The organism is candidate division KSB1 bacterium, assembly GCA_034505495.1.
GTDB lineage: Bacteria > Zhuqueibacterota > Zhuqueibacteria > Residuimicrobiales > Krinioviventaceae > Fontimicrobium_A.
Genome location: JAPDQV010000001.1, coordinates 14,471 through 40,128, shown reverse-complemented (window position 1 = coordinate 40,128; position 25,658 = coordinate 14,471). Strand labels below are relative to the sequence as shown.

Annotated in this window: 17 protein-coding genes and 4 tRNA genes; 17 read left to right on the top strand and 4 right to left on the bottom strand. The window is 51.3% G+C overall.

What is annotated here, in order from left to right:
• The first annotated feature begins 16 nt into the window (after positions 1-16).
• The 8 genes from dprA (at position 17) to ONB24_00125 (ending at position 5,232) form a co-directional block, all read left to right on the top strand.
• Positions 17-1,111, top strand: a complete 1,095-nt coding sequence (gene dprA / locus ONB24_00160) for a DNA-processing protein DprA (protein ID MDZ7314512.1) — start codon at positions 17-19, stop codon at positions 1,109-1,111.
• Positions 1,112-1,175: 64 nt separating this feature from the next.
• Positions 1,176-1,259: transfer RNA gene (locus tag ONB24_00155), tRNA-Ser, on the top strand.
• A gap of 20 nt (positions 1,260-1,279) precedes the next feature.
• Positions 1,280-1,368: transfer RNA gene (locus tag ONB24_00150), tRNA-Ser, on the top strand.
• A 19-nt stretch (positions 1,369-1,387) separates the two neighbouring features.
• Positions 1,388-1,726, top strand: a complete 339-nt coding sequence (locus ONB24_00145; protein ID MDZ7314511.1) for a DUF3566 domain-containing protein — start codon at positions 1,388-1,390, stop codon at positions 1,724-1,726.
• 18 nt (positions 1,727-1,744) lie between these two features.
• The gene (gene gltX, locus ONB24_00140) at positions 1,745-3,232 is read left to right on the top strand and encodes a glutamate--tRNA ligase (GenBank protein ID MDZ7314510.1); all 1,488 of its coding nucleotides are present in this window, start codon (positions 1,745-1,747) and stop codon (positions 3,230-3,232) included.
• Between the two features lie 3 nt (positions 3,233-3,235).
• Positions 3,236-3,306 (top strand) — tRNA-Gln (locus tag ONB24_00135).
• Positions 3,307-3,368: 62 nt separating this feature from the next.
• Entirely contained in the window at positions 3,369-5,090 is a 1,722-nt protein-coding gene (locus ONB24_00130; GenBank protein ID MDZ7314509.1) for a glutamine--tRNA ligase/YqeY domain fusion protein, read from the top strand.
• A gap of 68 nt (positions 5,091-5,158) precedes the next feature.
• Positions 5,159-5,232 (top strand) — tRNA-Arg (locus tag ONB24_00125).
• A 38-nt stretch (positions 5,233-5,270) separates the two neighbouring features.
• On the opposite strand, the gene ONB24_00120 is transcribed toward ONB24_00125, so the two are convergent.
• Positions 5,271-5,978 (bottom strand): AAA family ATPase, encoded by a 708-nt coding sequence (locus ONB24_00120; protein ID MDZ7314508.1) that lies wholly within the window; start codon positions 5,976-5,978, stop codon positions 5,271-5,273.
• Between the two features lie 27 nt (positions 5,979-6,005).
• A complete protein-coding gene (gene fusA / locus ONB24_00115) occupies positions 6,006-8,084 on the bottom strand; it encodes an elongation factor G (GenBank protein MDZ7314507.1) in 2,079 nt (692 codons plus the stop codon).
• Between the two features lie 164 nt (positions 8,085-8,248).
• Between fusA and rlmD the strand changes: the two genes are divergently transcribed.
• From rlmD to ONB24_00090, 5 genes are all read left to right on the top strand, one after another.
• Positions 8,249-9,685 (top strand): 23S rRNA (uracil(1939)-C(5))-methyltransferase RlmD, encoded by a 1,437-nt coding sequence (rlmD, locus tag ONB24_00110; protein MDZ7314506.1) that lies wholly within the window; start codon positions 8,249-8,251, stop codon positions 9,683-9,685.
• A gap of 188 nt (positions 9,686-9,873) precedes the next feature.
• Positions 9,874-12,666, top strand: coding sequence for a hypothetical protein (locus ONB24_00105; protein ID MDZ7314505.1), 2,793 nt, complete (start codon positions 9,874-9,876; stop codon positions 12,664-12,666).
• 96 nt (positions 12,667-12,762) lie between these two features.
• Positions 12,763-14,928: an RNA-binding transcriptional accessory protein gene (locus ONB24_00100; protein ID MDZ7314504.1), complete on the top strand. Its 2,166-nt coding sequence runs from the start codon at positions 12,763-12,765 to the stop codon at positions 14,926-14,928.
• Positions 14,929-14,936: 8 nt separating this feature from the next.
• On the top strand, positions 14,937-15,638 hold the full coding sequence (locus ONB24_00095; GenBank protein MDZ7314503.1) for a WbqC family protein: 702 nt from the start codon (positions 14,937-14,939) through the stop codon (positions 15,636-15,638).
• A 166-nt stretch (positions 15,639-15,804) separates the two neighbouring features.
• Positions 15,805-19,089 (top strand): carboxypeptidase regulatory-like domain-containing protein, encoded by a 3,285-nt coding sequence (locus tag ONB24_00090; GenBank protein MDZ7314502.1) that lies wholly within the window; start codon positions 15,805-15,807, stop codon positions 19,087-19,089.
• 58 nt (positions 19,090-19,147) lie between these two features.
• Here ONB24_00090 and ONB24_00085 read toward each other — a convergent pair whose 3' ends face one another.
• On the bottom strand, positions 19,148-20,074 hold the full coding sequence (locus ONB24_00085; protein MDZ7314501.1) for a P1 family peptidase: 927 nt from the start codon (positions 20,072-20,074) through the stop codon (positions 19,148-19,150).
• Positions 20,071-21,213 carry an AAA family ATPase gene (locus ONB24_00080; GenBank protein MDZ7314500.1) on the bottom strand — a complete coding sequence of 381 codons (1,143 nt, stop codon included), beginning with the start codon at positions 21,211-21,213 and terminating at the stop codon, positions 20,071-20,073. Before ONB24_00080 ends, ONB24_00085 begins: the two co-directional genes overlap by 4 nt.
• 458 nt (positions 21,214-21,671) lie before the next feature.
• On the opposite strand from ONB24_00080, the gene dnaA reads away from it, so the two are divergent.
• From dnaA to ONB24_00060, 4 genes are all read left to right on the top strand, one after another.
• On the top strand, positions 21,672-23,018 hold the full coding sequence (gene dnaA, locus ONB24_00075) for a chromosomal replication initiator protein DnaA (GenBank protein ID MDZ7314499.1): 1,347 nt from the start codon (positions 21,672-21,674) through the stop codon (positions 23,016-23,018).
• 80 nt (positions 23,019-23,098) lie between these two features.
• Complete coding sequence (gene dnaN / locus ONB24_00070; protein ID MDZ7314498.1) at positions 23,099-24,229, top strand: DNA polymerase III subunit beta; 1,131 nt, start codon at positions 23,099-23,101, stop codon at positions 24,227-24,229.
• A gap of 16 nt (positions 24,230-24,245) precedes the next feature.
• Positions 24,246-25,376: a DNA replication/repair protein RecF gene (gene recF, locus ONB24_00065; GenBank protein ID MDZ7314497.1), complete on the top strand. Its 1,131-nt coding sequence runs from the start codon at positions 24,246-24,248 to the stop codon at positions 25,374-25,376.
• Positions 25,366-25,653, top strand: coding sequence for a DUF721 domain-containing protein (locus tag ONB24_00060; GenBank protein MDZ7314496.1), 288 nt, complete (start codon positions 25,366-25,368; stop codon positions 25,651-25,653). The genes recF and ONB24_00060 overlap by 11 nt, the downstream gene beginning before the upstream one ends.
• The last annotated feature ends 5 nt before the right edge of the window (positions 25,654-25,658 follow it).

The following is a 25,658-nucleotide window of genomic DNA, read 5'->3' as shown; positions in this document are numbered from 1 at the left end:
TAATGGGGGGTATTTCATGACGGCAGAAGATGCAGTCGCCGCCCTCGATGTCCTTTACCTGATGACCATCCCCGGCCTTGGATCTTTTCGAATTCGCAACCTCATTAAGCGTTTTAAAACGGTCCAGGCCGTGCTGGCTGCCTCGGTCCGAGAATTAGTTGAAATCGAGGGCATCGATAAGACATTGGCAATGCAGATCAAACGGGGCGGCGATCAAAATTTTGTTGAAAAACAGGCGGAAAAAATCCGGTCAGCCGGCGCTTTACTAATCAGCTATTGGGATCCTCATTATCCGCAATTGTTACGAAGAATCGCCGATCCGCCGCTGCTTTTATTTGTGAAGGGGAAAGTCGAGACAATAGGAGCGCTTTCCGTGGCCATAGTGGGCACACGGTCGCCATCCGGCTACGGAAAAATCATGGCGGAAAAGTTTTCCTCTGAATTGGCTCAGCGCGGCATTACAATCGTCAGCGGTCTGGCGCGAGGAATCGACACGATTGTACACGCTGCAGTCGTCAGAACCGGCGGAAAAACAGTCGCCGTATTGGGCTCCGGTGTTGATGTTATCTATCCGGAGGAAAACAAAAGGCTTACGGAACAAATCGTCCAAAACGGAGCGTTAATCAGTGAATTCCCAATGGGCACCAAACCCGATGCTCCGCATTTTCCGCGGCGAAACCGCATTGTTTCCGGTATGTGCCGCGGTGTTTTGGTCATAGAGGCGGGGGAAAAAAGCGGCGCGCTCATCACGGCGGATGCGGCCTTGGAGCAGGGAAGAGAGGTTTTTGCCTTGCCGGGAAACATCAACAACCCCAAAAGCTGCGGCTGCAATCGCCTGATACAAGAGGGCGCCAAACTAGTGACAAGTGTGGAAGATATTCTGGATGAGATTGGCATTTCCTCGTCACAACCGACACCTTCCGAGCCGTCGATCCCCCTCACGTCAAAAGAAAAAAGCGTTGTCGAGGTTTTGACGCATGAACCTATTCATATCGACAAAATTGCCTCTTTATGTCGGATGCCGGTCGGTGAAGTGCTGGGCATTTTATTGAGCCTTGAGTTAAAGAATCTTGTGCGCCAGACTCCGGGAAAACATTTTCTTCGCCAATAGGGAGGAATAATAGAAAAAAGGGTTTGACTAACGATAATAAAATTTGTATTTTTATTTGTTTGTGGGAGGGCTAGACCTAATCGGTAAGGCAGCGGTCTTGAAAACCGCCGGGTGAAAGCCCTTGGGGGTTCGAGTCCCCCGCCCTCCGCTGAGGAGGGAAAGGATATCGGAGAGGTGCCAGAGTGGTCGAATGGGGCGGCCTGCTAAGCCGTTGTAGGCGATTTAGCCTACCCAGGGTTCGAATCCCTGTCTCTCCGCTCTTACTTTTTCAAGGCTATGCGGACGGAACTTAAAAGAATCGAAATTATGCCGGTTCTGAGGGTGACTTTATTGTTCTCCCTCATTTTCGGCTTTTTGGTCGGCATACTTTACGCAGCCCTTTTCTCAGTTATTGCGCAGGTCGGCAATGCTTTTGAAGAACTTCCCGTTACCTCTTTGGGCGTGGCGGGAAGCATCGGCATCGTTATCGCGTCCGTTATTTTTATCACAATTATCAATATAACAGCCGCTTTGCTCTTTACCGTGCTTTATAATGTAACGGCCTCCCTCTTTGGCGGCATCGTCGTCGATTTTGAGATGAAAGAATCAAATTCATCTACGGAACAGCCCTCCTAATAGGAATAATCATTGACAATGGTTCGCGTCAGGTTTGCCCCCAGTCCAACCGGATTTGTCCATGTCGGCGGCTTGAGAACTGCTTTATACAACTATCTGTTTGCCCGCCGTCATAACGGCGTTTTTGTTTTGCGCATCGAGGACACCGATCGCTCCCGTTATGTCGAAGGAGCGGTCGAGAACCTGTTGTCCGTGCTGGATTGGGCCGGATTAACGCCCGATGAAGGCCCGCAACAAGGCGGCAAGTACGGCCCCTATCTGCAGTCCAAGCGCCTAGATATTTACAAGCATTACGCCGACCAGCTGGTTCAAGCTGGTTTTGCTTACTATGCCTTTGACACGCCGGATGAAGTCGAAACGGCACGGCAAAAGAGCCCCGACCCCCGCACATTCAAATATGACGCTTCCACCCGCAGCCTTATGCGTAACAGCCTGACACTGCCGGAAGAGAAGGTCCAACAGCTGTTGGCGCAAAAAGTGCCTTATGTGATTCGGCTCAAGGTTCCCGAAAATAGAACCTTTGTAATAACAGATCTGATCCGCGGCGAAGTGTCGTTCCACAGCAGTCAAGTTGATGATCAGGTATTGATCAAGTCGGACGGCTACCCGACCTATCACTTGGCCAACGTTGTGGACGATCATCTAATGGAAATCTCCCATATCATACGCGGCGAGGAGTGGCTTAGCAGCGTCCCCAAGCATCTTTATTTATATGAATGTTTCGGGTGGGAACCTCCTTTGATGGCGCATTTGCCTTTGATTTTTAATCCGGACGGCTCCAAAATGAGCAAACGGGACATCCAAAGTCTGTCACAAATGCCTTCTGGAAAAGTAGATCCGGATGTCCAATCGTATATTCAGGCGGGCTATGAGCGTGAAGCCATACTCAATTATATTGCGCTTTTGGGATGGAGCAGCGGTGACGATCGCGAAGTTTTTACCTTAAAAGAACTGGAGCAGATCTTTTCCCTCGATCGTGTCAACAAATCGCCTGCAATTTTTGACCTGGCAAAGCTGAAGCATTTGAATCAGCAGCATATCAACCGCATGGAGCCAGAAAGGCTGGCAGCTGAGCTTAGATCTTTGGCCGAAAATGCCGGTTGGGCAATAGAGGACGAAAACTATTTTATGCAGGTGGTCAAGCTGTTTCAGCCTCGTCTGCACATGCGGAATGATTTTTTAACCCTAAGCCGCTATTTTTTTGAAGAACCGACAGAGTATGACGCCGAGACAAAGGCGAAACGGTGGAAAGAGGATTCAGGCAAATTAGTACTTGAATTTCTTTCTGAAATTATTAAATTAATTGTGTTCGATAAAGAAAGCCTGGAAAAGGCCCTTCTGCAGACCGCGGAAAGATGCGGAGTTCCGCCGGCGAAAATCATTCATCCGATAAGATTGGCGGTTACGGGAATGGGAATAGGTCCAGGGCTATATGAGATTTTGGAACTTTTAGGAAAAGAAAAAGTAATTAAAAGGCTGAAGCGGGCTGTGGAAATTTTAGGTTGAATCTGGGGTGTCGTCCAACGGCAGGACACTTGACTCTGGATCAAGTTATTGGGGTTCGAATCCCTACACCCCAGCAAAAGACGGTCACTGGATTACAGCGACCGTTTTTTATTTAAAATGAGGAGAACAGCCAAAGATGTCATTGCCCATCGAACGAAATTTCGACGAAAGCGGCGAGAAGAACGTTCATTTCATTCGCCAAATCATCAATAAGGACATCGCTGAAGGCAAAAACGGCGGCAAAGTGATCACCCGTTTTCCGCCCGAACCGAACGGCTATCTGCACATCGGCCACGCGAAGGCGATATGCCTGAATTTCGGGCTGGCTCAGGAATACAACGGCCGTTGCCATCTGCGCTTCGACGATACCAATCCGGTCAAGGAAGAGCAGAAATATATCGACGCCATCATCGAAGATGTGCGGTGGCTTGGGTTCGACTGGGGAGAGCATCTCTATTTTGCGTCGGACTATTTCGAGCAGATGTATCAATGGGCCGAGAAGCTGATCCTCGACGGCAAGGCTTATGTCTGCTCTTTGACGCCCGAACAGATTCGTGAATATCGCGGCACTCTTACGGAGCCTGGAAAAGAGAGTCCGGACCGCAACCGTCCAATCGAGGAAAATTTGCAGCTTTTTCGCCGCATGCGGGCTGGGGAGTTTAAAGACGGTCAATACACCCTGCGTGCCAAAATTGACATGTCGCATCCCAATATGAATATGCGCGATCCGGTAATGTATCGGATTCTGCACGCCCGCCATCCAAGAACCGGAGACAAGTGGTGCATCTATCCGATGTACGATTGGGCACACGGATTAGAGGACTCGATCGAAGGTATAACCCATTCCATTTGCACTCTAGAGTTCGAAGACCATCGCCCCCTCTATGATTGGTTTTTGGATCAGCTGGGCATTCATCACCCGCAGCAGATCGAATTCGCGCGGCTGAACATGACTTATACGGTAATGAGCAAACGCAAACTGTTGCGTCTGGTGAATGAAGGGGTTGTGAACGGATGGGATGATCCGCGCATGCCGACCATCGCCGGAATGCGGCGGCGAGGATATACGCCCGAGGCTATTCGGACGTTTGCAGAACGAATCGGCGTTTCTAAACGCGAAAGCCTGGTTGACTTTGGTTTTTTGGAACACTGCGTGCGGGAAGATTTAAACAAACGAGCGCCGCGGGTGATGGGAGTTTTGGATCCCGTGCGCGTGGTGATTGAAAACTATCCCGAAGGCCAGGTTGAATGGCTCGAGGCCGTCAACAATCCGGAAGATCCGAGCGCCGGAACACGGCAGGTGCCTTTTACGCGCGAGCTCTATATTGAGCGGGATGACTTTATGGAAAATCCGCCCAAAGGCTATTTTCGATTAACAATAGGGGCAGAAGTTCGGCTTCGTTATGCCTATTACATTCGCTGCACAAGTGTTGTCAAAGACAAAGATGGGCGAATCGTCGAGATCCGCTGCACTTATGATCCGGAATCGAGAGGCGGATATACGGCCGACGGCAGGAAAGTCAAAGGAACCATCCATTGGGTATCTGCGCCGCATGCGGTGGAGGCCGAAGTCCGTTTGTATGACAAGCTGTTGACAGTACCGGACCCGTCGCAGGAAGAAGAGGCGACGGACTTTTTGTCATTGATCAATCCGAATTCTCTGATTGTCCTCAAAGGCTGCAAAGTCGAACCGAGCCTCAAAACGGCTCCGGTCGGCTACATTTGCCAGTTTGAAAGAAAAGGATATTTCTGCGTGGATCCCGACACGGAAAAGCTCGGCATGCCGGTATTCAACAGGACCGTGGAGTTAAAGGATACCTGGTCCAAGATTCTCAAAAGTCAAAGCAATGAGGGCTGAGAGCCGAACTTGAATCAAGTGGGAAAAAGAGTTGCTGTTTCGGCTTAATTTTTATATTTTTTAAAAAGGCGCCCGTAGCTCAATTGGATAGAGCATCTGACTTCGGATCAGATGGTTGGGGGTTCGATTCCCTCCGGGCGTACTGCAAAAAAGGCTCACGATTTCGTGAGCCTTTTTTGTTCAGACCCGATGATTCGAGATTAATAAAGTTTTCGGATCGAGTTTAAGACGGAGATGCTGATCAATGGGCGCGGGAGATTTCAGCAGCCGCAGATCGATGTATTCTTGAGCGGGTTCCAAGACAATGATGACGTCGAAGGCGCGCTGCACACTCGGATCGGGCAGAGAGCCGGTCTGCAGGTATTGTTGATGCTGTTCATCGCTCATCGCTGCAGCAAACCAAACGGCGGCATTACCGGAGGAAACGAATTCGTGCCATTGAGACAAGAGGTTTTCATTCAACGCGTCGAGCGGAAGGCCGTCGACGATAAAAAGAGAGACCGGTTTTTCAGATGCAGAAATGAGCTGTTCGATGTTCTTTTTGATCTCGGCAAAATCGATCTGTTTATTGCGAAAATGAAGGATGAGGCGATGTCGGATCAGCTCTTCGTGAACATCCGTGGCATGCTCAAGCTTGTAAAGTTTGGCAATTTCGTTGAAAACCTCCTCATACCAGCTGACGATATGGTGGGGATCATCGGCGAACGAAACGTGCATGACGTTTTCGTTGCGCAGCAGCACATCCGTAGCCAAGTGCACCAGGCAGGCCGTCTTGCCGAGGCCCCGGTTGGCGGTCAAAAGGCCCAATCCACCCGCCTTTAATCCCCCGTCGAGGCTTTTCTCCAAAACCCGTATCGGGCTTCGCTTTAAAAGTTGTTCTTTGATCATTAAAGACCCTCTTGCACTTAATGCCGTTTAGCGAAGTTGTTTCTTTTCTGCAAACTGTTTCTTGAGTTGCTCGGCAATGGATTCCGGCACTTTGGCGTAACGGCTGAATTCCATGGTGAATTCCGCCTTGCCCTGTGTTGCCGAACGGAGAACGGTCGAATAGCCGAACATTTCGGCCAAGGGCACCTCGGCTTCGATGACGGTAAAATTGTTGTCTTCCGTAGCCGAAAGGATGATGCCGCGTCGTTGATTGAGAGTGCCTAGAATGGCTCCCTGAAATTCGGAAGGGCTTTCGACGGCAACGCGCATGATCGGCTCTAGAATGATCGGCTTGCAGCGCAAATAGGCTTCACGAAATGCCGAAAGCGCGGCGGTCTGGAAGGCAATATCCGAGGAATCGACCGGATGAAAGTTGCCGTCGTTGATCGTCACTTTGACGCCCACAATTGGAAAGCCCGTGAGCGGTCCTTTTTCAAGTGCGGTTCTAAAACCCTTCTCGCACGAAGGAATAAACTCTGCCGGTATGACCCCGCCTTTGATCTCGTCGACAAACATAAAATCGCTCTCCTGAGTCGGCTCCAAAATGCCGCAGACTCGGGCATACTGTCCGGCGCCGCCCGTCTGCTTCTTGTGGGTGTAATCAAAGGCGGCGCTTTGCGAAATGCTCTCGCGGTAGGCCACCTGGGGTGCGCCGACTTCCAGTTCGACTTTGTACTCACGCCGCATTCTTTCAATATAAACCTCAAGATGCAGCTCCCCCATGCCGCGAATGATGGTGTCGTTGGTCTCCGGATCGACAAAGGTATGGAATGAAGGATCCTCTTTGGCAAACCGATTCAAAGCTTTGGCCATTTGTTCGGCGGATTTGTTATCTTTGGCCTTTATAGAAAGCGAGATAACCGGCGTGGGGACATACATCGAGGTCATTGCTAAATTTATTTCCGGCGAGGTAAACGTGTCGCCGGAAGCGCATTCGATGCCGAACAGCGCCACGATTTCGCCCGGACCCGCCGTGGTGATGTCTTCCATCTCATCCGCGTGCATACGGATGAGTCTGCCGACGCGCGCAATCCTGCCGGTTCGCGCGTTTTTGATTTCGTCGCCTTTTGTGATTCTACCCTGATAAACGCGCACATAGGTCAGCTGGCCGTAACGCGTATCATCCAACTTGAAGGCAAGCATCACCAAGGGGGCCTTTTCATCGGCGGTAAGGGTGACGTGCGACTCGTTATTATCAAGATCCAAAGCAACATTGGTAATGTCGGCCGGATTTGGGAGGTAATCGATGACCGCATCCAGCAGGAGCTGAACGCCTTTATTTTTGAAAGCCGAGCCGAGAAAGACCGGCGTCAATTCTAACGCCAGAGTCCCCTTGCGTACTGCCTGTCGAATCAAATCTTCCGTGACCCGGTCTTCCAAGTAGGCTTCCATCAATTCGTCGCTGAACATCGACACTGCATCGAGCATCTGATCGCGTTTCTCGCGCGCTTTGGGCAGAAGCGCGGCAGGGATCTCTTCCTCTCTGACAATATCGCCGTTGGGGCCGTCAAAATAATAGGCCTTCATCTTTACCAAGTCGATGATGCCTTCAAAAGAGGATTCCAGGCCGATGGGAAGCTGCATGAGCACGGCGTTATGATTCAGCTTATCGCGCAGCTGCTCGGTGACTTTTTCCGGATTGGCGCCGACGCGGTCGCATTTGTTGACAAAGGCAAGGCGCGGCACCTTGTACCGGCTCATTTGCCGATCCACGGTAATGGATTGAGACTGAACTCCGCCTACGGCACAGAGAACAAGGATCGCACCATCCAGAACACGCAGAGAGCGTTCCACTTCCACTGTAAAGTCGACGTGCCCCGGCGTGTCGATGATGTCAATCGAATGATTTTTCCAGGTGACATTCGTTGATGCCGCCTGGATGGTAATTCCGCGTTCGCGCTCTAGCTCCATCGAATCCATGGTGGCGCCGACCCCGTCCTTTCCCTTCACCTCATGGATTGCGTGGATCTTGCGCGTATAATAAAGAATGCGCTCCGTCAAGGTCGTCTTGCCGGAATCAATATGCGCACTGATGCCGATATTGCGTCTCTTTGTAATATCGCTCATAAGTTTAAAGACACCTTTGTAATCGTCATGATTTATGTTTTGTCTTTATGCTTAAAGACTCTTAAATTAATAAGATTTATTATAAAATCAAAGCTGTTTTTGAGTTGAGTTGTAATGGCATCTTTTTTTCAATTCGAAAAAAGGTAATTAACATCAGGTAAAGGATGAGCCGTCTAAAAAAAGGCGACGAAATTGTACTTCAGATTACCAGTCTGGCTTTCGGCGGGGCGGGGGTCGGCCGCGTAAATGATTTTGTCGTTTTCGTGCACGATGCGTTGCCGGGGCAAAAGGCATTAGTTCTTCTGACAAAAGTCAAAAAGTCGTATGCAGAGGGGCGGGTAAAGGAAATAATCGAGCAGTCACCCGCGGCGGTATCGCCCCGCTGCATACACTTTGACCTCTGCGGCGGCTGTGTTCTGCAAAATTTGGCTTATTCGGTTCAGTTGGAAGAAAAAAGCCGACAGGTCAAAGAGCTTTTGACGCGTATCGGGGGACTGGAGGCATTAAACTTATTGCCGCCGCTGCCGGCACCGGATATTTTTTACTATCGTAACAAAATGGAATTCTCGTTTGCGCGCGAAAGACTGGTTACACGAGAAGAATTAGGCCATCTTTCCGTTGCGGAACGATCCAACGGCTGTTTTCTAGGTCTGCATGGCCGCGGTTTTTTTCACAAGGTCGTCGATCTTGAGGAATGTCTGCTGATGCGGCCCCCTGCTTCTGAGATCGTCCGAGAAATACGCAAGTTTGCCCGACAAAGCGGTCTTCCGGTGCACAGCACAATAGACCACCAAGGATTTTGGCGGTTCGTAGTCATCCGCAACAGCTATAATACTCCCGATTGGATGGTGAACGTCATCACATCGGAATTCCGGGAGGACGTCGCCGAAGCTTTAAAGAATCGCATCATGACCGCTTTCCCTTTAATTACGAGCCTTTATAATGGTGTGACGCGCAGCAAAGCCGCAGTTGCCTTTTGCGAAGAGACTCATCTTCTCGAAGGTAAGCCTTACATTTCTGAAACCATCGGCGATTTGCGCTTTCGCATCTCCCCCAACTCTTTTTTCCAGACAAACAGCCGCCAGGTAAGACATCTCTATGATGTGATTCTTCAATTCGGCGACTTTCAAGGATCGGAGCGCGTGTACGATCTCTATTGCGGGGCAGGAAGCATTGCGCTCTATATCAGCAGGCACGTTCGTGAAGTGATCGGCATCGAATCCGTTGAGGCGGCAGTTGAAGACGCTCGATTGAATGCCATGGATAACGGCATCAATAATTGCCGTTTTGAATGCGGCGATCTAAAGGATGCGCTGGAGAATACGGAGGCGGTCCGCGCCGCATGGGGGCAGCCGGATGTCGTCATCTTGGATCCGCCGCGCGGCGGCATGCATCCGAAAACCGTAGCGGCGGTTGTCCGCCTGGCGCCGCAGAAAATCGTGCATGTGTCTTGTAATCCGGCAACGCTGGCACGCGAATTGGCGGAGTTCACTCGCTGCGGGTATCGCCTGGGCCGCATTCAGCCCGTAGATATGTTCCCACATACCGCACACATCGAGGTGGTAGTGGAATTGACCAAACTGTCAGAAGGATCTGAATAGGACCGTAAATATTTTTTTGTTCTTCTCTAAACATTTCATCCCCCAGTCCTTTCGCCTCGATTTGAAACACATCGATAAAGTTTTGTTAATTGCGATTGCCCAATTCTTTTCCCCACTATTTGAACGGCATAGTAGTTGCAAATCACAATAGACTAAAAAGCAGATGAGGCAATAAGAGTCATGGACACATGAAGTTTGTCAGCGGGGACAAGCTGATATTCTATGCCATAGTTTGGGCGGTCATGTCATGCGGTATTTATGCCCAGCATGCTGCTGCACCAACGGCGTACCTTAATACGATCAGCCCAATGACTCTTGGTGCGGCGAGTGCCGGAATCGGGGAGTCTTTTTCAGCTTTTTATAACTCCGGCGCCGTTGCCCTGCGGCACAAGCTGCAATGGACCGCTTTTTATGATCAATCGTCAACCGGAAAAGCCGTTTCCGGATTTATGGTCAGTCGTCGCGCATTTTTCACACGATCGCCGTTCACATGGGGCGCCGGTGTGCAGTATAGTTATCGCGGTTTGGTGCCGCACCGCACGCCTGCGGCTTCTTCAGACGACCTCTTTCTTTTTTTCTTGCTGGGCAAAGCCTTTCAGCGAAAAAACTATGTTTTTGCTTTGGGATTTTCGCAAAAGTATTGGTCTTCTCATTTTGCACAGTTTTCCGCAGATACTTTTGTATCTGATTTCGGAGGAGTGTTTCGCAGCAGACCGGTTGTGCTGTTCCGAAACGCAAAAGGTGCGGCAAGTTTCGGCGCCGCAGTGAGCAACCTCGGACGTCAAATAACTTGGGAAGGCCGGAATTCGGAAGAGGAGACAACGTTGAGACTCGGCGCCTCCTTGGCCGCTTTGTTGTATGAGCAATACAGTCTCAAATTTTCTACCGAATATCAGCATTCGGCAACGATCAGTGCGGCTTGGGGTCAGGGAATCGAACTCAATATTAATGACATCGCTCAGCTGCGGCTTTTGCATTTTTTCGTCCCGCCTTCTGAACAGAGATGGTTCTTCGGCTTGGGAATGTCCTTACAAGGGAAAAAATCAATTGGTAAAATTTTTTCCCGGCAAGAGGTCGAGTTGCAGATTGATGCAACTGCAGATTTTACTCAAGACCGCCCAGAGCTCGGAATTTTTGCCTTTTCGTATTATCACGGCGGCCCCGATCCGCTCGTCCTCCAGACGCCTGTATCCGGAGACACACTGGGAGTTGATCGGACGCTTCATTGGTGCTCTGCTTTTGATGCCGATTGGTTTGATACAGTCAATTACCGCGTAATGGCAGATTACGATAGTACCGCCGTCTCTGAGGCTGTTCGGGCATTGCAAAAAGGGGCAGATGCGGAGACGGAAGAGAGAAAGCTGTTTGTCAACCGGCCGTGCGTGGAGCCGCATTTGACGTTGTCAGAGATGTCGCCTGGGATTCTCTATTGGTCGGCAACAGCTCTGGACAAACGCGGTCATGTCTCTCTAAACATCAAGGGAGTCAATCCCCAAAAAATTTATATTCCCAATCCGAAAGCGCTTTTGCAAAAAGCGGAATTTATTCCGAATCCGCGCCTGAGCGATGACATGCTGCAGGGCAACCTTTTTCTCGCTGTGGAAAACATTTCGGATAGCGAGCACGCAGTTCGTCTGACGGTGAAAGAGACTGAAGCTGACCCACCAAAAGAGAGTTCTTCCAACAGCGAGATCAGAAGCGAGATTCGGCGGGTTCTGCCGCCAGGGCAATCGGTAGTCGAATTGCCTTGGCGAACGGAAGCCTGCGGGCGCCGCAGGTTGACTTGGGCAATCGAGCCGCTCTTCGGCAATCCTTACGCCGCAAAACCTTTGGTGTTGGAAGCCCATACCGTTCCTCAAGTCCGCCTTTACGGCGATTCCGTCAAGACGGTTCGCATAAAGAAAAAGGTCGTTTATGTGCCGATATTGAGGAGCGTTGCGTTCAATCGCGGCAGCAGCGAATTGTGCGAGGACTATCGTACGGATAAGGCGGTCCAACCCGTCATCTCTATTTTAGCGGAACGGTTGAGAGATAATCCCACGGCGGTTCTCCACATTGAGGGTATGATAGACCCCGATTCGGGGGAAGAAGAGATCTCGACGGCATGGCAGAGGGCGCGCGTCGTTCGCGATCTGTTGGTTGAGGCAGGTGCCGACACGCTGCAAATTCGGCTCAGTGCACAGAGCCGGCGAAAGCGCAATCTACCTCCAAGCACCAAAGACCTCCAATGGATTTTGCAGGAACGGCGTTGTGTACATTTTTCGGCGAGTGCGGAGGATGCGGCGCTTCTTTTTGCGCCGTTAAGGACGAAAATCGCCGAGGCAAATGAGATCAAGCTCGAGCTGCGCGCCGATGTCCGGTGTCCCTTCAAGCCGGCAAAATTGGTTGTGGAATGGCAGGCAGAAAACGGCGCTTCGGGCGTATATTTACTAAGGATCGACTCATTGCAGCAAAATCTGCCGATCCATTGGGTTCTTTCCGCGGACAAGGCGGCAAAACTGGCGGGTTCGAAACTCGCCTATCGCCTCGCCGTCACGGATTCGTTGGGAAGGGTTTTTCGCAGCGACTTTTTGCCGCTTTACCTGCAGCGTGAAGAGACTGAGGTCGAGCAAATTTTTCGAGTTCCGTTCGAGTTTGCCAAGGATATTCCGGACAGCCTCTACGAAACAGAAATCCTGCGTCGAGCTGCATCCCTTACCGCAAACAGCTCCTCTTTTGACATTAAGCTCTTGGGTAGCGCTTGCCCGATTGGAGATTGGACTGTGAATGAACGACTTGCCCGAAAGCGGGCAGAGCGCCTGCAAAAACGGTTGTTAGAAGCGATAAAGAATGCTATACCGAGTTCCGACGAATCAAATGTAAAAAAATTGCTCTGTCCGGTCGAGATCGCACAACTTGACGACACTATACCTTCAAGTCCCGCGCAGCGGCAGCTTTTACGTTTTGCCGAAATTCGATTCAAATCAGCGGCAAGTTTCTAAACTCTCTCTTCTTTTTTCATATCTTGAAAAAACTTGCTTTTCAACGGCTGCTCAGTTATATTTGCACGCCTTTTTCGGCTGTCAAACGGAGGAGTGATGGACGAGCAGCAAATGTATACTCTGATCGCGGAGGAATTGAACCTTCGCTGGAAGCAAGTGCAGAACACGGTAGAACTCCTCGATCAGGAGAATACGGTTCCATTCATCGCCCGTTACCGTAAAGAAGTTACCGGCAGTTTAGATGAGGAGCAGATTCGCGCCATTGAGGAGAGGATCCGCTATTTACGGCATTTGGAAGAACGCAAGCAGGCGGTGATCAAATCGATTGCCGAACAAGGGAAATTGACGCCTGAATTGGAGGCGCAGATCAATGCCGCCCTAAAGCTTCAAGATGTCGAAGATCTTTATTTGCCTTATAAACCGAAACGTCGAACCCGCGCCACGATTGCCAAAGAGAAGGGTTTGGAGCCTTTGGCGGAAATGATCCTCCGACAGGAAATCGTGGCGGGTTCAATGGACGAAATCGTTGCGCCTTTTCTTAGTGAGGAAAAGGGGGATTTAAGCGTCGAAGAGGCGTTGGCGGGCGCCCGCGACATCGTTGCAGAGCTGATTTCCGAAGATGCGGCGGTTCGGCGAACGATCCGCGAACTGACGCAGCAAAAAGGGGTGCTGACAGCCGAAGCCCGAGATCCGCAGAATGTCGGCGAATATGAGGTATACAAAAATTTTTCCGAATCGTTGAAAACCATTCCGGCCTACCGCGTTTTGGCCATTAACCGCGGCGAAAGGGAAAACTTTTTACGCGTGGCCGTAGAAACGCCGGAAGCCGAAATGATTCAAGCCGTGGAGGCGGCTTATCCTGCAAACGAAAAAAGCCTATTTGCCGATGAGCTGCGCTCGGCCGTTGCAGATGCCTATCGGCGGCTTATCGCCCCATCCATCGAGCGGGAAATGCGCGCGCTGCTGACAGAAGCGGCCGATAAACACGCCATCGAGGTCTTTGCCCGAAATCTGCGGGCTTTGCTGATGACGCCGCCGTTAAAGGGTCATAGGATATTGGGTATCGATCCGGGCTACCGCACCGGCTGCAAAGTTGCCGTGATCGATGAAACCGGCAAATATCTCGAAGGCGCGACCATTTATCCTCATGCTCCGCAAAATCATTGGGCTGAAGCGAAAGAGATTGTGCGCGGACTGATCGAGCGTCACGGAGCCGACGTGATTGCCATCGGCAACGGCACGGCAAGCCGCGAGACGGAAAAGCTGGCAGCAGAGATCATCGCCGAAAGCGACCGAAAGCTGAGTTATACGATCGTCAATGAAGCGGGAGCTTCGGTCTATTCGGCGTCGCCGGTTGCAAAAAAGGAATTCCCCGATTTGGACGCATCGATGCGCGGCAACATTTCCATTGCGCGCCGACTTCTTGATCCCCTCTCCGAACTGGTCAAGATTGACCCCAAATCCATCGGCGTCGGTTTGTATCAGCATGACGTCAACCAGACTTGGCTTTCTGAAGCGCTCGATCATGTCGTCGAGTCTGCCGTCAATCAAGTCGGCGTGGATTTGAACACTGCCTCCGCTTCGCTGCTGAAATATGTTTCAGGAATCAATTCGCGCATAGCCGAGAATATTGTCAAGTACCGTGAAGAGAAAGGTCTTTTCCGCTCGCGCGAAGAGCTTAAACAGGTCAAAGGGCTGGGAGAAAATACCTTTGTTCAGGCTGCCGGCTTTTTGCGCGTGCGCGAAAGCGACAATTTTTTTGATTCCACTGCGGTTCATCCGGAGTCTTATCAGGCGGCGGCAAAACTGCTGGAAGAGCTAAAACTGAAGCCGGAAGAGGTACGGCAAAAGGGATCGCTGGTGCGGGAGCGAATCAAGCAGGACGGTCGATCAATCTCCGAATTGGCGCGAATTTGCGGCTGCGGCGAAGAGACCATGAAGGATATCATCGAAAGCCTTGAAAAGCCGAACCGTGACCCCCGCGATGAGATGCCGCCGGTCGTCCTGCGCAGCGACGTCTTGAGCATCGACGATCTCTATGAGGGCCTGGTTCTCAAGGGCACGGTACGAAACGTCGTCGACTTTGGTGCTTTTGTCGATATCGGCGTCAAGCAGGACGGTTTGGTGCATCTCAGCCGCATGGCCAAAAAGTATGTGAGAAACCCGCTCGATGTAGTTTCGGTCGGCGATGTGGTGGAGGTCAAGGTCATCAGCATCGATAAAGAAAGAGGCCGCATCGGCCTGAGCATGGTATTGGATTGACGGCTGCCTTGAAATTGGCCGTAATACAACCTGTCTATTTTGCCGATATCATTACATTGGCAAAGACTGCTGCAGCGGATTTCGTCGTATGGGCGGATACGTTTATGTTCAGCAGGCATTCTACAATAAATCGGGCGCGCATAAAGACGGCGGAAGGAGCCCGATGGCTAACGGCCGCAGTCATCGGCGGAGAGGGTATGCCCATCGAAAAAGTGCTGCTCAAAGGCGATGTTGTGCACCATTGTCGTACGCTGGAGGTCAATTATCAAAATTCTCCTTATTACTTTTATCTTGCCGATGAGGTAAACGAACTTTTACAACAACCGCAACAATTTTTAAACAGACTCTGTAAAGAGTCTTTTTTATTTTTATGCCGGAATATGGCAATTAGTCGACCGATAGTCGATGCCTCCGCCTTGCCGATTGTAAAAGATCGTACGCAAAGAGTTATCGCCTGGCTGCAGGAGACCGGCTGTGATGAGTATCTCGTGGAGCAAAGTAAAGTCGACCTGATCCGATCGGATGAGATCGAAAAGTGCGGTTTCCGGGTTTGGCCGTTGGTCTATGAAGCGCCTCGATACCACCAATTATACGGCAACTTTATTCCCGATTTATCCGGTCTGGATTTGCTGTTTAACGAAGGTGAACAAAGCCGTTATTTTTTGCAGGAAGCGGTCAAGTCGTCGACCTTTATTGAGAGTATTGCATAAGATAAGAAAAATTCAAAAAGTTTATGATCGATTAACATGGGATGTCTACTTTTTAATCGGCAACGATTGATTCAAACATGCTGCACGTTGTCGAAGCTCAATTTAATCGAGTTGTTAAGAGAGGGAATAACCCTAAACAACCCATAACTAAAAATGGAGGAAGTTTATGAGCAAACTGCAAAGACTGGCTGTCGTGATCATCTGCGCGGCGCTTTTGCCGGCGCTGGTGTTTGCGCAGGGCGTAACCACCGGCTCGATGAGTGGTGTGGTGACGGACACCAAGGGCGAGCCCTTGCCCGGCGCAAACGTTGTGGCGCTGCATGTGCCGAGCGGAACCGTTTTCGGCGCTGCCACCCGTGCCGATGGTCATTTCAACATCCCCGGCATGCGCGTCGGCGGTCCCTACACGGTAACGGTCAGCTATATCGGCTACCGCCCGCAAAAGCAGGAAAATGTCTACATTACCTTGGGTCAAACCCTGCGCATGGAATTCAAGCTGGTGGAAGAGGCTCTGCAGGTGCAGGAGTTGGAAGTCACAGCAGAACGCAACGCCATTTTGAGCGCCTCGCGCACCGGCGCGGCAACGACCATTGATCGTCAGGTCATTACCACCCTCCCGACGATCACCGGCCGCATTGAGGATTTTCTCCGCCTTACGCCGCAGTATAATCCGGCCGGATTCGGCTTTTCCTTTGCCGGTCAGGACAACCGTCTGAACAACGTGACGGTCGACGGCTCATATTTCAACAACTCGTTCGGCTTGGCCGGGCAGCCTGGCGACCGTACCGGCGTTGCGCCGATCGCGTTGGAAGCTATTGAGCAATTGCAGGTCAACATTTCGCCCTATGACGTTCGCCAAGGCAATTTCGTCGGAGCCAATGTCAATACCGTCACAAAGAGCGGCACCAACGAGTTTTCCGGTTCGATTTATACGCAGACGCGAAACCAGAATTGGGTCGGCACCAAAGCCAAGGAAGTCGACTTTGATCCGGGTACGTTTAAATACAACCGACTCGGTGTTCGTTTAAGCGGTCCCATCATCCGTAACAAACTTTTCTTTTTTGTCAACTATGAAGGCGACAAGCTCACTCAACCGGGAACCACGTTTGTTGCCAACGATGGAACCCAGGCGGTCGGCGGCAACATTACGCGCGTAAAAGCCTCTGATCTTGATCAGCTAAGAGAATTTTTGCGCACCAATTTCGGCTACGAAACCGGTCCCTATCAGGGCTACGACCACAACACCCCGTCGATGCGTTTCTTGGCCAAATTGGACTACAACTTGAACGACCGTAACAAATTAAGCCTGCGTTACAATCATCTCGATTCCGAAACCGATGTGTTGCTGTCCAACTCGTCTTCTTTGGGTTTCGGCAATCGCCGCAGCAATACGACGGGCCTCAATTTCCAGAATTCGAACTATATCATCATGGAAAACATTCGCTCGCTGGTGGGCGAATGGAATGCGATGGTCGGCAAGAACATGGCCAATAACCTGATCATCGGCTATTCGCACCATGATGAAAGCCGTAAATCGCGAGGCGCTTTCTTCCCGTTCGTCGACATTTTGGAAGGCGGTTCGGTTTACACCTCTTTCGGGTTTGAGCCGTTTACGCCGAACAACGAGCTGCGTTACGGAAGCTTCCAGGTCCAGAACAATTTTATGGTCTACCTGCGCAAGCACAGCTTGACTTTCGGCGCCAGCTTTGAGCGCTACGAGTCCGAGAATGTGTTCTTCCCCGGCTCACAGAGCGTCTATGTTTACAATTCGCTCGATGATTTCTACACCGATGCGCGCGGCTACCTGCAGAACCCGAACCGTACGGAGTCGCCGGTGACCTTGCGGCGCTTCCAAGTCCGCTGGTCGAACATCCCCGGCCAAGTTAAGCCGATCCAACCCTTGAAAGTTATTTACGCCGGCGTCTATGCCCAGGACGAGTGGCAGATCAACAAAAAGCTGCAGATCACTGCCGGCTTACGGTTGGACGTGCCGTTCTTCGGCGATACGGGCTACAAGAATTACAAGGCCAATGCTCTGACTTTTAAAGACGAAGACGGCAATCCTGTACAGTACAAAACGGAAAAGCTGCCCGATCCCAATCCGCTGTTCTCGCCGCGTTTAGGCTTCAACTATGACGTGACCGGCGACCGTTCCACGCAGCTGCGCGGCGGCACGGGTATTTTTACCGGTCGACCTGCTTACGTCTGGATCTCCAACCAGATCGGCAACACCGGTGTGCTGACCGGTTTCGAACGTTTGGATAATACCAACCTCCGGCCGTTCAACCCGGATCCTAATTGGTACAAGCCGAAAGAGGTAACCGGAGAACCGGCCAAGAGCTACGAGTTGGCGCTCACCGATCCTAATTTCAAGTTCCCGCAGGTCTGGCGCAGCAACATCGCCGTCGACCAGCGCCTGCCGTTCGGTTTTATCGGTACCGCCGAGATCATTTACAGCCGCGACGTCAACGGCATCTATTACATCAATGCCAACTTGAAGGATCCGGACACAAAGTTCAAGGGAGCTGACGATCGTCCGCGTTGGACCGGCAGCAACAAGATCAATGCAGAAGTGGATAACGCCATCGTTCTCAAGAACCAGAATGTCGGTTACTATTGGGACTTTACGGCTTCGTTGGAGCGGCCGTTCAATAACGGTTTGTTCGCCAAAGTTGCCTATTCGTATGGTGTTTCCAAGAATACGGTCGATCCCGGTTCCATCGCTTTCGGTTCCTGGAACAACAATCCGCATTCCGGCAATCCGAACAAGCCTGGTGTAGCCTATGCTTCGACTTCGCCGGGTCACCGGGTTATCGGCGCCGTGTCCTACCGCGCCGAGTATTTCGACTTTGGCGCGACCACTTTCTCCCTGGTTCTGGACGGCTACAATCAGGGTACCGCCAGCTATGTCTTTAGCGGCGATCTGAATGGAGACGGCGGCACAGCCAACGACCTGATTTACATTCCGCGCGATCGCTCGGAAATGAATTTCCAGACCTACACGGATAAGGGCGTCACTTTCACTGCCCAAGAGCAAGAGATTGCGTGGGAAAACTTTATCCGGCAGGACAAGTACCTGAGTTCTCGTCGCGGCAAATATGCCGAGCGCAACGGCGTGCTGTTGCCGATGGTATGGCGCGCTGATTTCAGCATTACTCAGGAACTTTTTGCAAGTCTTTTTGAAAAACGCAACACCCTGCAGCTGCGTATCGACTTTCTCAATTTCACGAATTTGCTGAATTCGGATTGGGGCGTCGGCAAACGTCTGGTGACGACTCAACCTTTGATCGTCCCCAGTGCTAAAGAAGGCGGACCGGCGGATGCGGAAGGCAAAGCGCAGTACCGTCTGCGCAACATCAACGGAAAGTTGATTTCAAAATCCTATGAACAGACTGCTACTTTTGCCGATGTTTGGCGCCTGATGGTCAGCCTGCGATATAACTTTAATTAAGATTTATTCAAACAAAAAAGCCGCCTCGAAAACGAGGCGGCTTTTTTTTATCCGGAACTTAGGAAGACTGTTTCAATGAAGCCAGAACAGCGTTTCGGATGCTTTGGGCGACGACTTGGCACGCAAAGGCGCCGATTCGGCTGACATCCGCCGCCGCTTCTCCTACAGATAAAGCAAAAACAATGTCACCGTCGAGCATGGTGTGGGCGGGACGCACGGCCAGTGCAACTCCGTCTTGAGCCATTTGGGCGACTTTGACGGCCTCTTCGCGCGTAAGGCGCGCGTTCGTCGCTGCCACGACCAAAGTCGTATTGTGCGGACGAAACGACAAAGGTCCGGAAGCGGCGAGCACCTCTAATGAAGGAATGAATTCTCGGCCTTCACCCCGAATGCCGGCCAGGATTGTCCCTTTCTCGTCGATCACTTCACCGAGGGCATTGACGACCGCCAAGGCGGCCACGACCAGACCGTCCGGCAAACGCATGGATGCCATACCCAATCCGCCGGGCGATGAGCGTTCCACGCCCAAAAGCTTGCCGACCGTGGCGCCGCACCCGGCGCCTACAAGCCCCTGTTGTTGAGAATAGGCTTCGGCATTCAGGCAGGCCTGGTAACCGAAGGAAGGATTGGGCCTGACTTGGGCATCCCCTACGGCGAGATCGAAAATGACGGCTGCAGGAACAATAGGCACCTTGGCTACTCCTGTGTCGAAGCCGCGTTTCTGTTCAGCCAGAAACCGGACCACGCCGTCGGCGGCGGCCAGGCCGAAAGCGCTGCCGCCGGTCAGGAGAACTGCGTCGACCGTCTGCACCAACCGAACCGGCTGCAGCAGATCGGTTTCGCGGCTGCCGGGTGCTGAGCCGCGCACATCCACCCCGCAGACCGCCGGCTTGTCCGGAAGAACCACAGTGCAGCCGGTCCTTGCCTTCCCATCATGAAAATGCCCGACGCGGAGGCCGGGCACATCACATAATGAGCCGCTCATTCGCCTCCGTCCACCCTGAATCGTTTAAAAATATTCCACTTTTTCTTCGTTGGGACTTCGAGGATCAGACTGTCTTCGCTAAAGAAAAAGAGGTCGCTGACCGTCAGGCCGATCTGTTTGCGCAGCGGCCGCCAATTTTCGCGATAAGAACGACTGTCGATTTTGGTGCCGGTTTTGTCCTTACTGACAAGGAAAACGCGTTCCGGATAGGCTCGGTCGATTAGGAAAGGCGAGTGAGTCGTGTAAAAGATTTGATTCTTGAGCGACAGATCTTCGATAACCTTGATGAGGTCCTTCTGTCCGGCCGGATGCAGATGAATGCCCGGTTCGTCGATAAGGAAAATATACTCGTTCGAACGACCCTCAAAGGTCTGCGAGATAAAGTTGACATAAAAGGAAAGGTACCAGCGGAAGCCGAGGCTACGCGATTCCGGCGTATCGAGCACGGTGGTCGCATCGGCAAAGTCAATGTAGAGAACGCGGCCGTTGACGTTCAGCTTGATTTCGATGCTGTCTTCCTGCGTCCATACTCGGCGAATTTGCTCCGTAATGATACGGCTTGCCTCTTCGCAGGCGCGCCGACCGCGCGTACTGTCCTCAAAAAGCAGCTCATAGTCCTCTATGCCGCCGATCTTGAGCAGATTCTTTTCGGTCAAGAAAGCCGAGCTGTTGGAAATCAGGCTGTCGTAATCGACCTTGTTTTTCAGCAGGGGAATATTGCTGAAATAAATAATCTTGGGCAGCGCCTTGAGCAGCTGCACCATATTAACATTTTCGATCTCCTGATCGCCGATGATCAAGTGATAATCTGAAATCTCGGGTGCATCGCGGCGGATCTGAAAGCTTTCCACGTCCTTAAAGACATCGGAAATGTGAACAAGTTTGTGACGGTTCTCTTTTGTCAGGCCTGAAAACTCGAGCGTTATTTCAGGGCATTTGCCCATATAATAATTGTTGGAGTATTGACACGTCAGACTTGAATCGTATGGAATGTCTGGCCGAAAGGCTTCGATGGCTTTGAGAAAATTGGTCTTGCCGCTTTCATTCGCGCCGATAAAGACGTTGATTTTGGGATTTACTTCCAGCGTCAAATCGAAAATCGACTTGAATGCACGTATTGCTACTGATTTGATGACCATAAAACGATTCCTATCTCTCCACAAAAAAATGCGCCGCAGAGGACGCACAACTTTGGTTGTTTGATTTTAATATAGAGAGAGGCGGACTCTTTATCAAGCAATAATTCTTTTGCTGCCGCAAATGAAAATAAAAATTGTATTCAGGGCGATTTTGTCCACATTTATTCTGGATATTATCTCGTTCTTTATTAAATTAAAGTGAAGAGAGGATGAAAAACATGATGTGGAAAAGTCGCGCCATCCCCTTTCAATACACGGGGCGGTTTGGCAAGCCTCTTCAAGATGTTGTGGATAACTCGAATTCAGTAGATCCATAAAATTACTATATGCTAAAGTTGGGTCTGTTTTCGGATTTGCGCGTACTTGTGGATAACTGATATTCTGGTGTGGATAATTTGAAGAAGGCTCCGGAAAGTCGTACTCAACTTTATAAATCAGATTTAATTTGAGGAAAGAATATGTCCGCAGAAATCGGCGCCGTTTGGCAATCGATTCTCGAAATCTTGCGGCGCGAGGTCGATGAGAACAGCTACGCCGCCTGGTTTCGCCCGATCAAGGCGACGAAATTGGAGAACAACGTTTTGACGATTCAGGTGCCGAGCCAATTTTACTATGAATGGCTCGAGTCCCATTACAGCGACGTGATGAACCGCGCTTTAAAGACGGTATTGGGCGATCAGGTCAAGCTGCAGTATTCCATTCTTGTCGATTCGACGACGCAGGCGATGCAGTTCAGTCCGGTCCGTTCCGCGCCGACGGTGCGTAACACCTTTGCCTCCAATTTGAACGAGCGCTTTACCTTTGACTCTTTTATCGAGGGAGACTGCAACAAGTTCGCAAAATCGGCGGCTTTTTCCGTGGCCAAATCGCCTGGAGGCACCAGCTTTAATCCCTTGCTGATATACGGCGGCGTCGGCCTCGGAAAAACGCATCTGATTCAGGCCATCGGCAATTACGTCAAATCGAACGGCAGCATTCGGCGTGTGCTCTATGTCGACAGCGAACGATTCACCATGGAGTTCATCAACTCGATTCAGCGAAACAAGACAACCGAGTTCAGCGAACTTTACCGGAATGTCGATTTGCTGATCGTCGACGACGTCCAATTTTTCAGCAACAAGGGAAGAACGCAGGAAGAATTTTTCCATACGTTCAATACCCTTCACAATCGCGGCAAGCAGATTGTACTTTCGTCGGATCGGCCGCCGAAAGAATTGAACGGAATCGAAGAACGCCTGATTTCCCGCTTCCAATGGGGATTGGTCGTCGATATTCAACAACCGGACTTGGAAACGCGGCTGGCGATTCTTCAGGCCAAAGCGGAGGAAATCGGCCTCGATCTGTCGAACGAAATTTTAGAATTCATAGCGACCAACATTACGTCGAACATTCGCGAGTTGGAAGGCGCTCTCATTCGTTTGTTGGCTTACGCCTCTCTAAACGACGAGGATATTACTTTGGATTTAGCCAAACGGCTGCTGAAGGATATCTGTCTGCCCAAGATGAAGGCGGTGAGCATCGAGTTCATCCAAAAGGCGACTGCCGATTACTTTCATATTCCCGATGATCTGCTGCGCGCCAAGACCCGCAAGCAGGAGATCGTCATGGCGCGGCAAATTGCCATGTATTTGTGCAAACAGATGACGGACAGCTCGCTCAAGACGATAGGGCTTCATTTCGGCGGACGGGACCACAGCACCGTCATTCATGGCGTATCGACAATCGAACAGCTGATGCTTGAAGATCCCAAGGTGCGCGAGCAGGTGGAAAACATTAAAAATAAAATCGAGATTGCTCTTCTTTAAAAGAGGGCGGCGGCAAAAGCATCGGCCTTGAATAATTGATTGATAATCGTTATTTTGACCTGGAAAACTGTGGAGGCACCATGAATTTCACTATTGCCAAGTCTGACCTTTATGAAGCGCTCCATAAAGTTGTGGGCGTCGTGCCGCAAAAAACGACGATTTCCATTCTCACCTGCCTGCTGATGGAACTAAAGGAAGGCAAACTTCAGCTGACCGGCACCGACCTCGAGATTTCGGTGACAACCTCGGTGGACGTCGACAGTGATGAAGAGGGAGCGGTTGCGGTTCCTGCCAAACTCTTTGCCGAGATTGTGCGCGAGCTTCCCGAAGTTCCGGTCAATATTCGCACCGACGGCGGCGACAAGATCATACTCAAAACCGACAAAGGCGAGTACAAAATCTCGGTGCAGCCGCGGGAAGATTTCCCCAACATCATCGTCGAAGAAGGCGAACAGGTTCTCACCCTGACAGGCGAAACCCTGGCGCGGATGACGAACAAGACAATTTTTGCCGTTTCGACTGACGAACTTCGGCCGGCGCTGACGGGCATCAACATCGAACTGGTTGACGGCGATCTGGTCTTTGTCGCAACGGACGGCCATCGTCTTGCGCGGATCAAGCGCATGAATTTTCAAGCCGCCGATTCGGACATGAAGCTCAAGATGATCGTGCCGACCAAAGCTTTGAATTTGATGCTGCGCAACCTGGACGACGCCGAAGAAGTGGGCATGCAGGTCGGCAAGGATCATGTGCTCTTCCGTCTGCCGAAAACCATCATCTATTCCAAGCTGATCAATGCCGTTTACCCCAACTATGAGCGCGTCCTTCCCGTGGATAACGACAAGCGGCTGCGTCTGAATCGCGATCTGTTTATCTCCACTCTGCGCCGCGTTTCCATCTTTTCCAGTTCGCTCACCAACCAGGTTCGTCTGGTCATATCCCCAATGGAAATGACCGTCTATTCGGAAGACATCGAATTCGGTGCCGAAGCCAAGGAATCGATGCCGGTCGAGTTTTCGCATGACGGCATGCAGATCGGCTACAACTCGGCCTATCTGTTGGACATTCTCCGGCATATCGATACGGATGAAGTGGTTTTCGAATTGAAGGACAGCAACAGCGCCGCCATCATTCGGCCGGCGGAACAGCAGGAAAACGAAGACATTCTGATGCTGCTCATGCCGATCCGCATCAGCGAAGAGGCCGAATAGGGAGTCGGCATAACGGATGATCCTGCAGGAGTTGGCGGTCCACAAGTTCCGCAATCTTGGCGCGGCGCGCCTGCAGTTTAGTCCCGGCTTGAATTTTATTTTTGGGGATAATGCACAGGGAAAGACGAATCTGATCGAAGCCGTTCATCTTCTTTGCCTGGCCAAGAGTTTCCGCACGCATGAAGATGAGGAGATCGTTCCGTTCGGCGGGACGGGATATTTTATTGAAGGATTTTTTCAAAATGAAAAATCGATCGTGCGGCGGGTTGCGGTTCTATACGAAAAGTCTTCCGGCAAGCAGATCAGCGTGGATGAAAAACGGCTGCAGCGCTATTCCGCATTGACCGGGGAGTTTCCGGCGGCTTGCCTTTGGGAAGGCGATCGGGAAATTACTGCCGGCAGCCCGCAGCAAAGACGACGATTTTTCAACATGCTGCTATCGCAGACCTCACGAAGCGGCCTTGAAGATCTCAAGCAGTACGATCATGTTCTGCGTCAGCGAAACAGCGTGCTTTCGGCTGTTCAAGCCGGGCGTCGCGATGTGCACGAGCAGCTGGAAATTTGGGACGAGCAGTTGATTCAGTTGGGCGTACGAGTGATGCGGGCGCGCAGGCAGCTGGTCGATGAGCTGAATCCGGTACTGGAGTCCTGTTACAGGCGCATAAGCGGAAATCGCATGAAGTTGCAAATCCTTTATCAGCCGAATGCTGAATATAATGAAAAGGCACCGGAGGAGGCTTTTCGTCGCGAACTGGAAAGGTTTCGACAGGCGGAAATTCGCCGAGGAGTCTCGCTCGTAGGACCGCACCGCGATGATTTCGTCTTTTGGATTGACGATGTCGAGCTGCGCAAGTTCGGATCAGCCGGGGAGCATAAAAGCGCTCTAATTAGTCTCAAGGCGGCGGAAGTGGAGATTTTACGCAATCGAACCGGAACCAGCCCGATTGTTTTGCTCGACGATCTCTTTTCCGAATTGGATCGCGAGCGAAGCGCCGCAGCGCTTGCCTTGTTCGACGCGCCGGCTCAGATTTTCATTACCGGTACAAGTCTGGATTTTCTATGGGCTCGGCAGGCCGGTCTTGATTGGGAACAAGCCGCCGCCTATCGTATCGAAAACGGACAGGTGAGGGCCGAGGATGGGGCGTGATCCCAAATCGCTCGGCGAGGCGATCGAGTCGCTGTTTCGCGAGCTCGGCTTTGAAAAAAAGGTCGATCAGATGCGCGTGCTGGAGATATGGCCGCAGATCGTCGGGCCGACGCTGACGCGCATCGCTCAGGCAGACCGCGTCGATAACGGGATTCTCTACGTCAAAGTCGCAGGAATGACTTGGCGGACTGAGCTGCTTTTTCAAAAACCCCTGATTCTGCAAAAGATTGCCGAAAAGCTCGGCGAGGGCGTGATTAAGGACATTCGTTTTTTCTGAAAGAA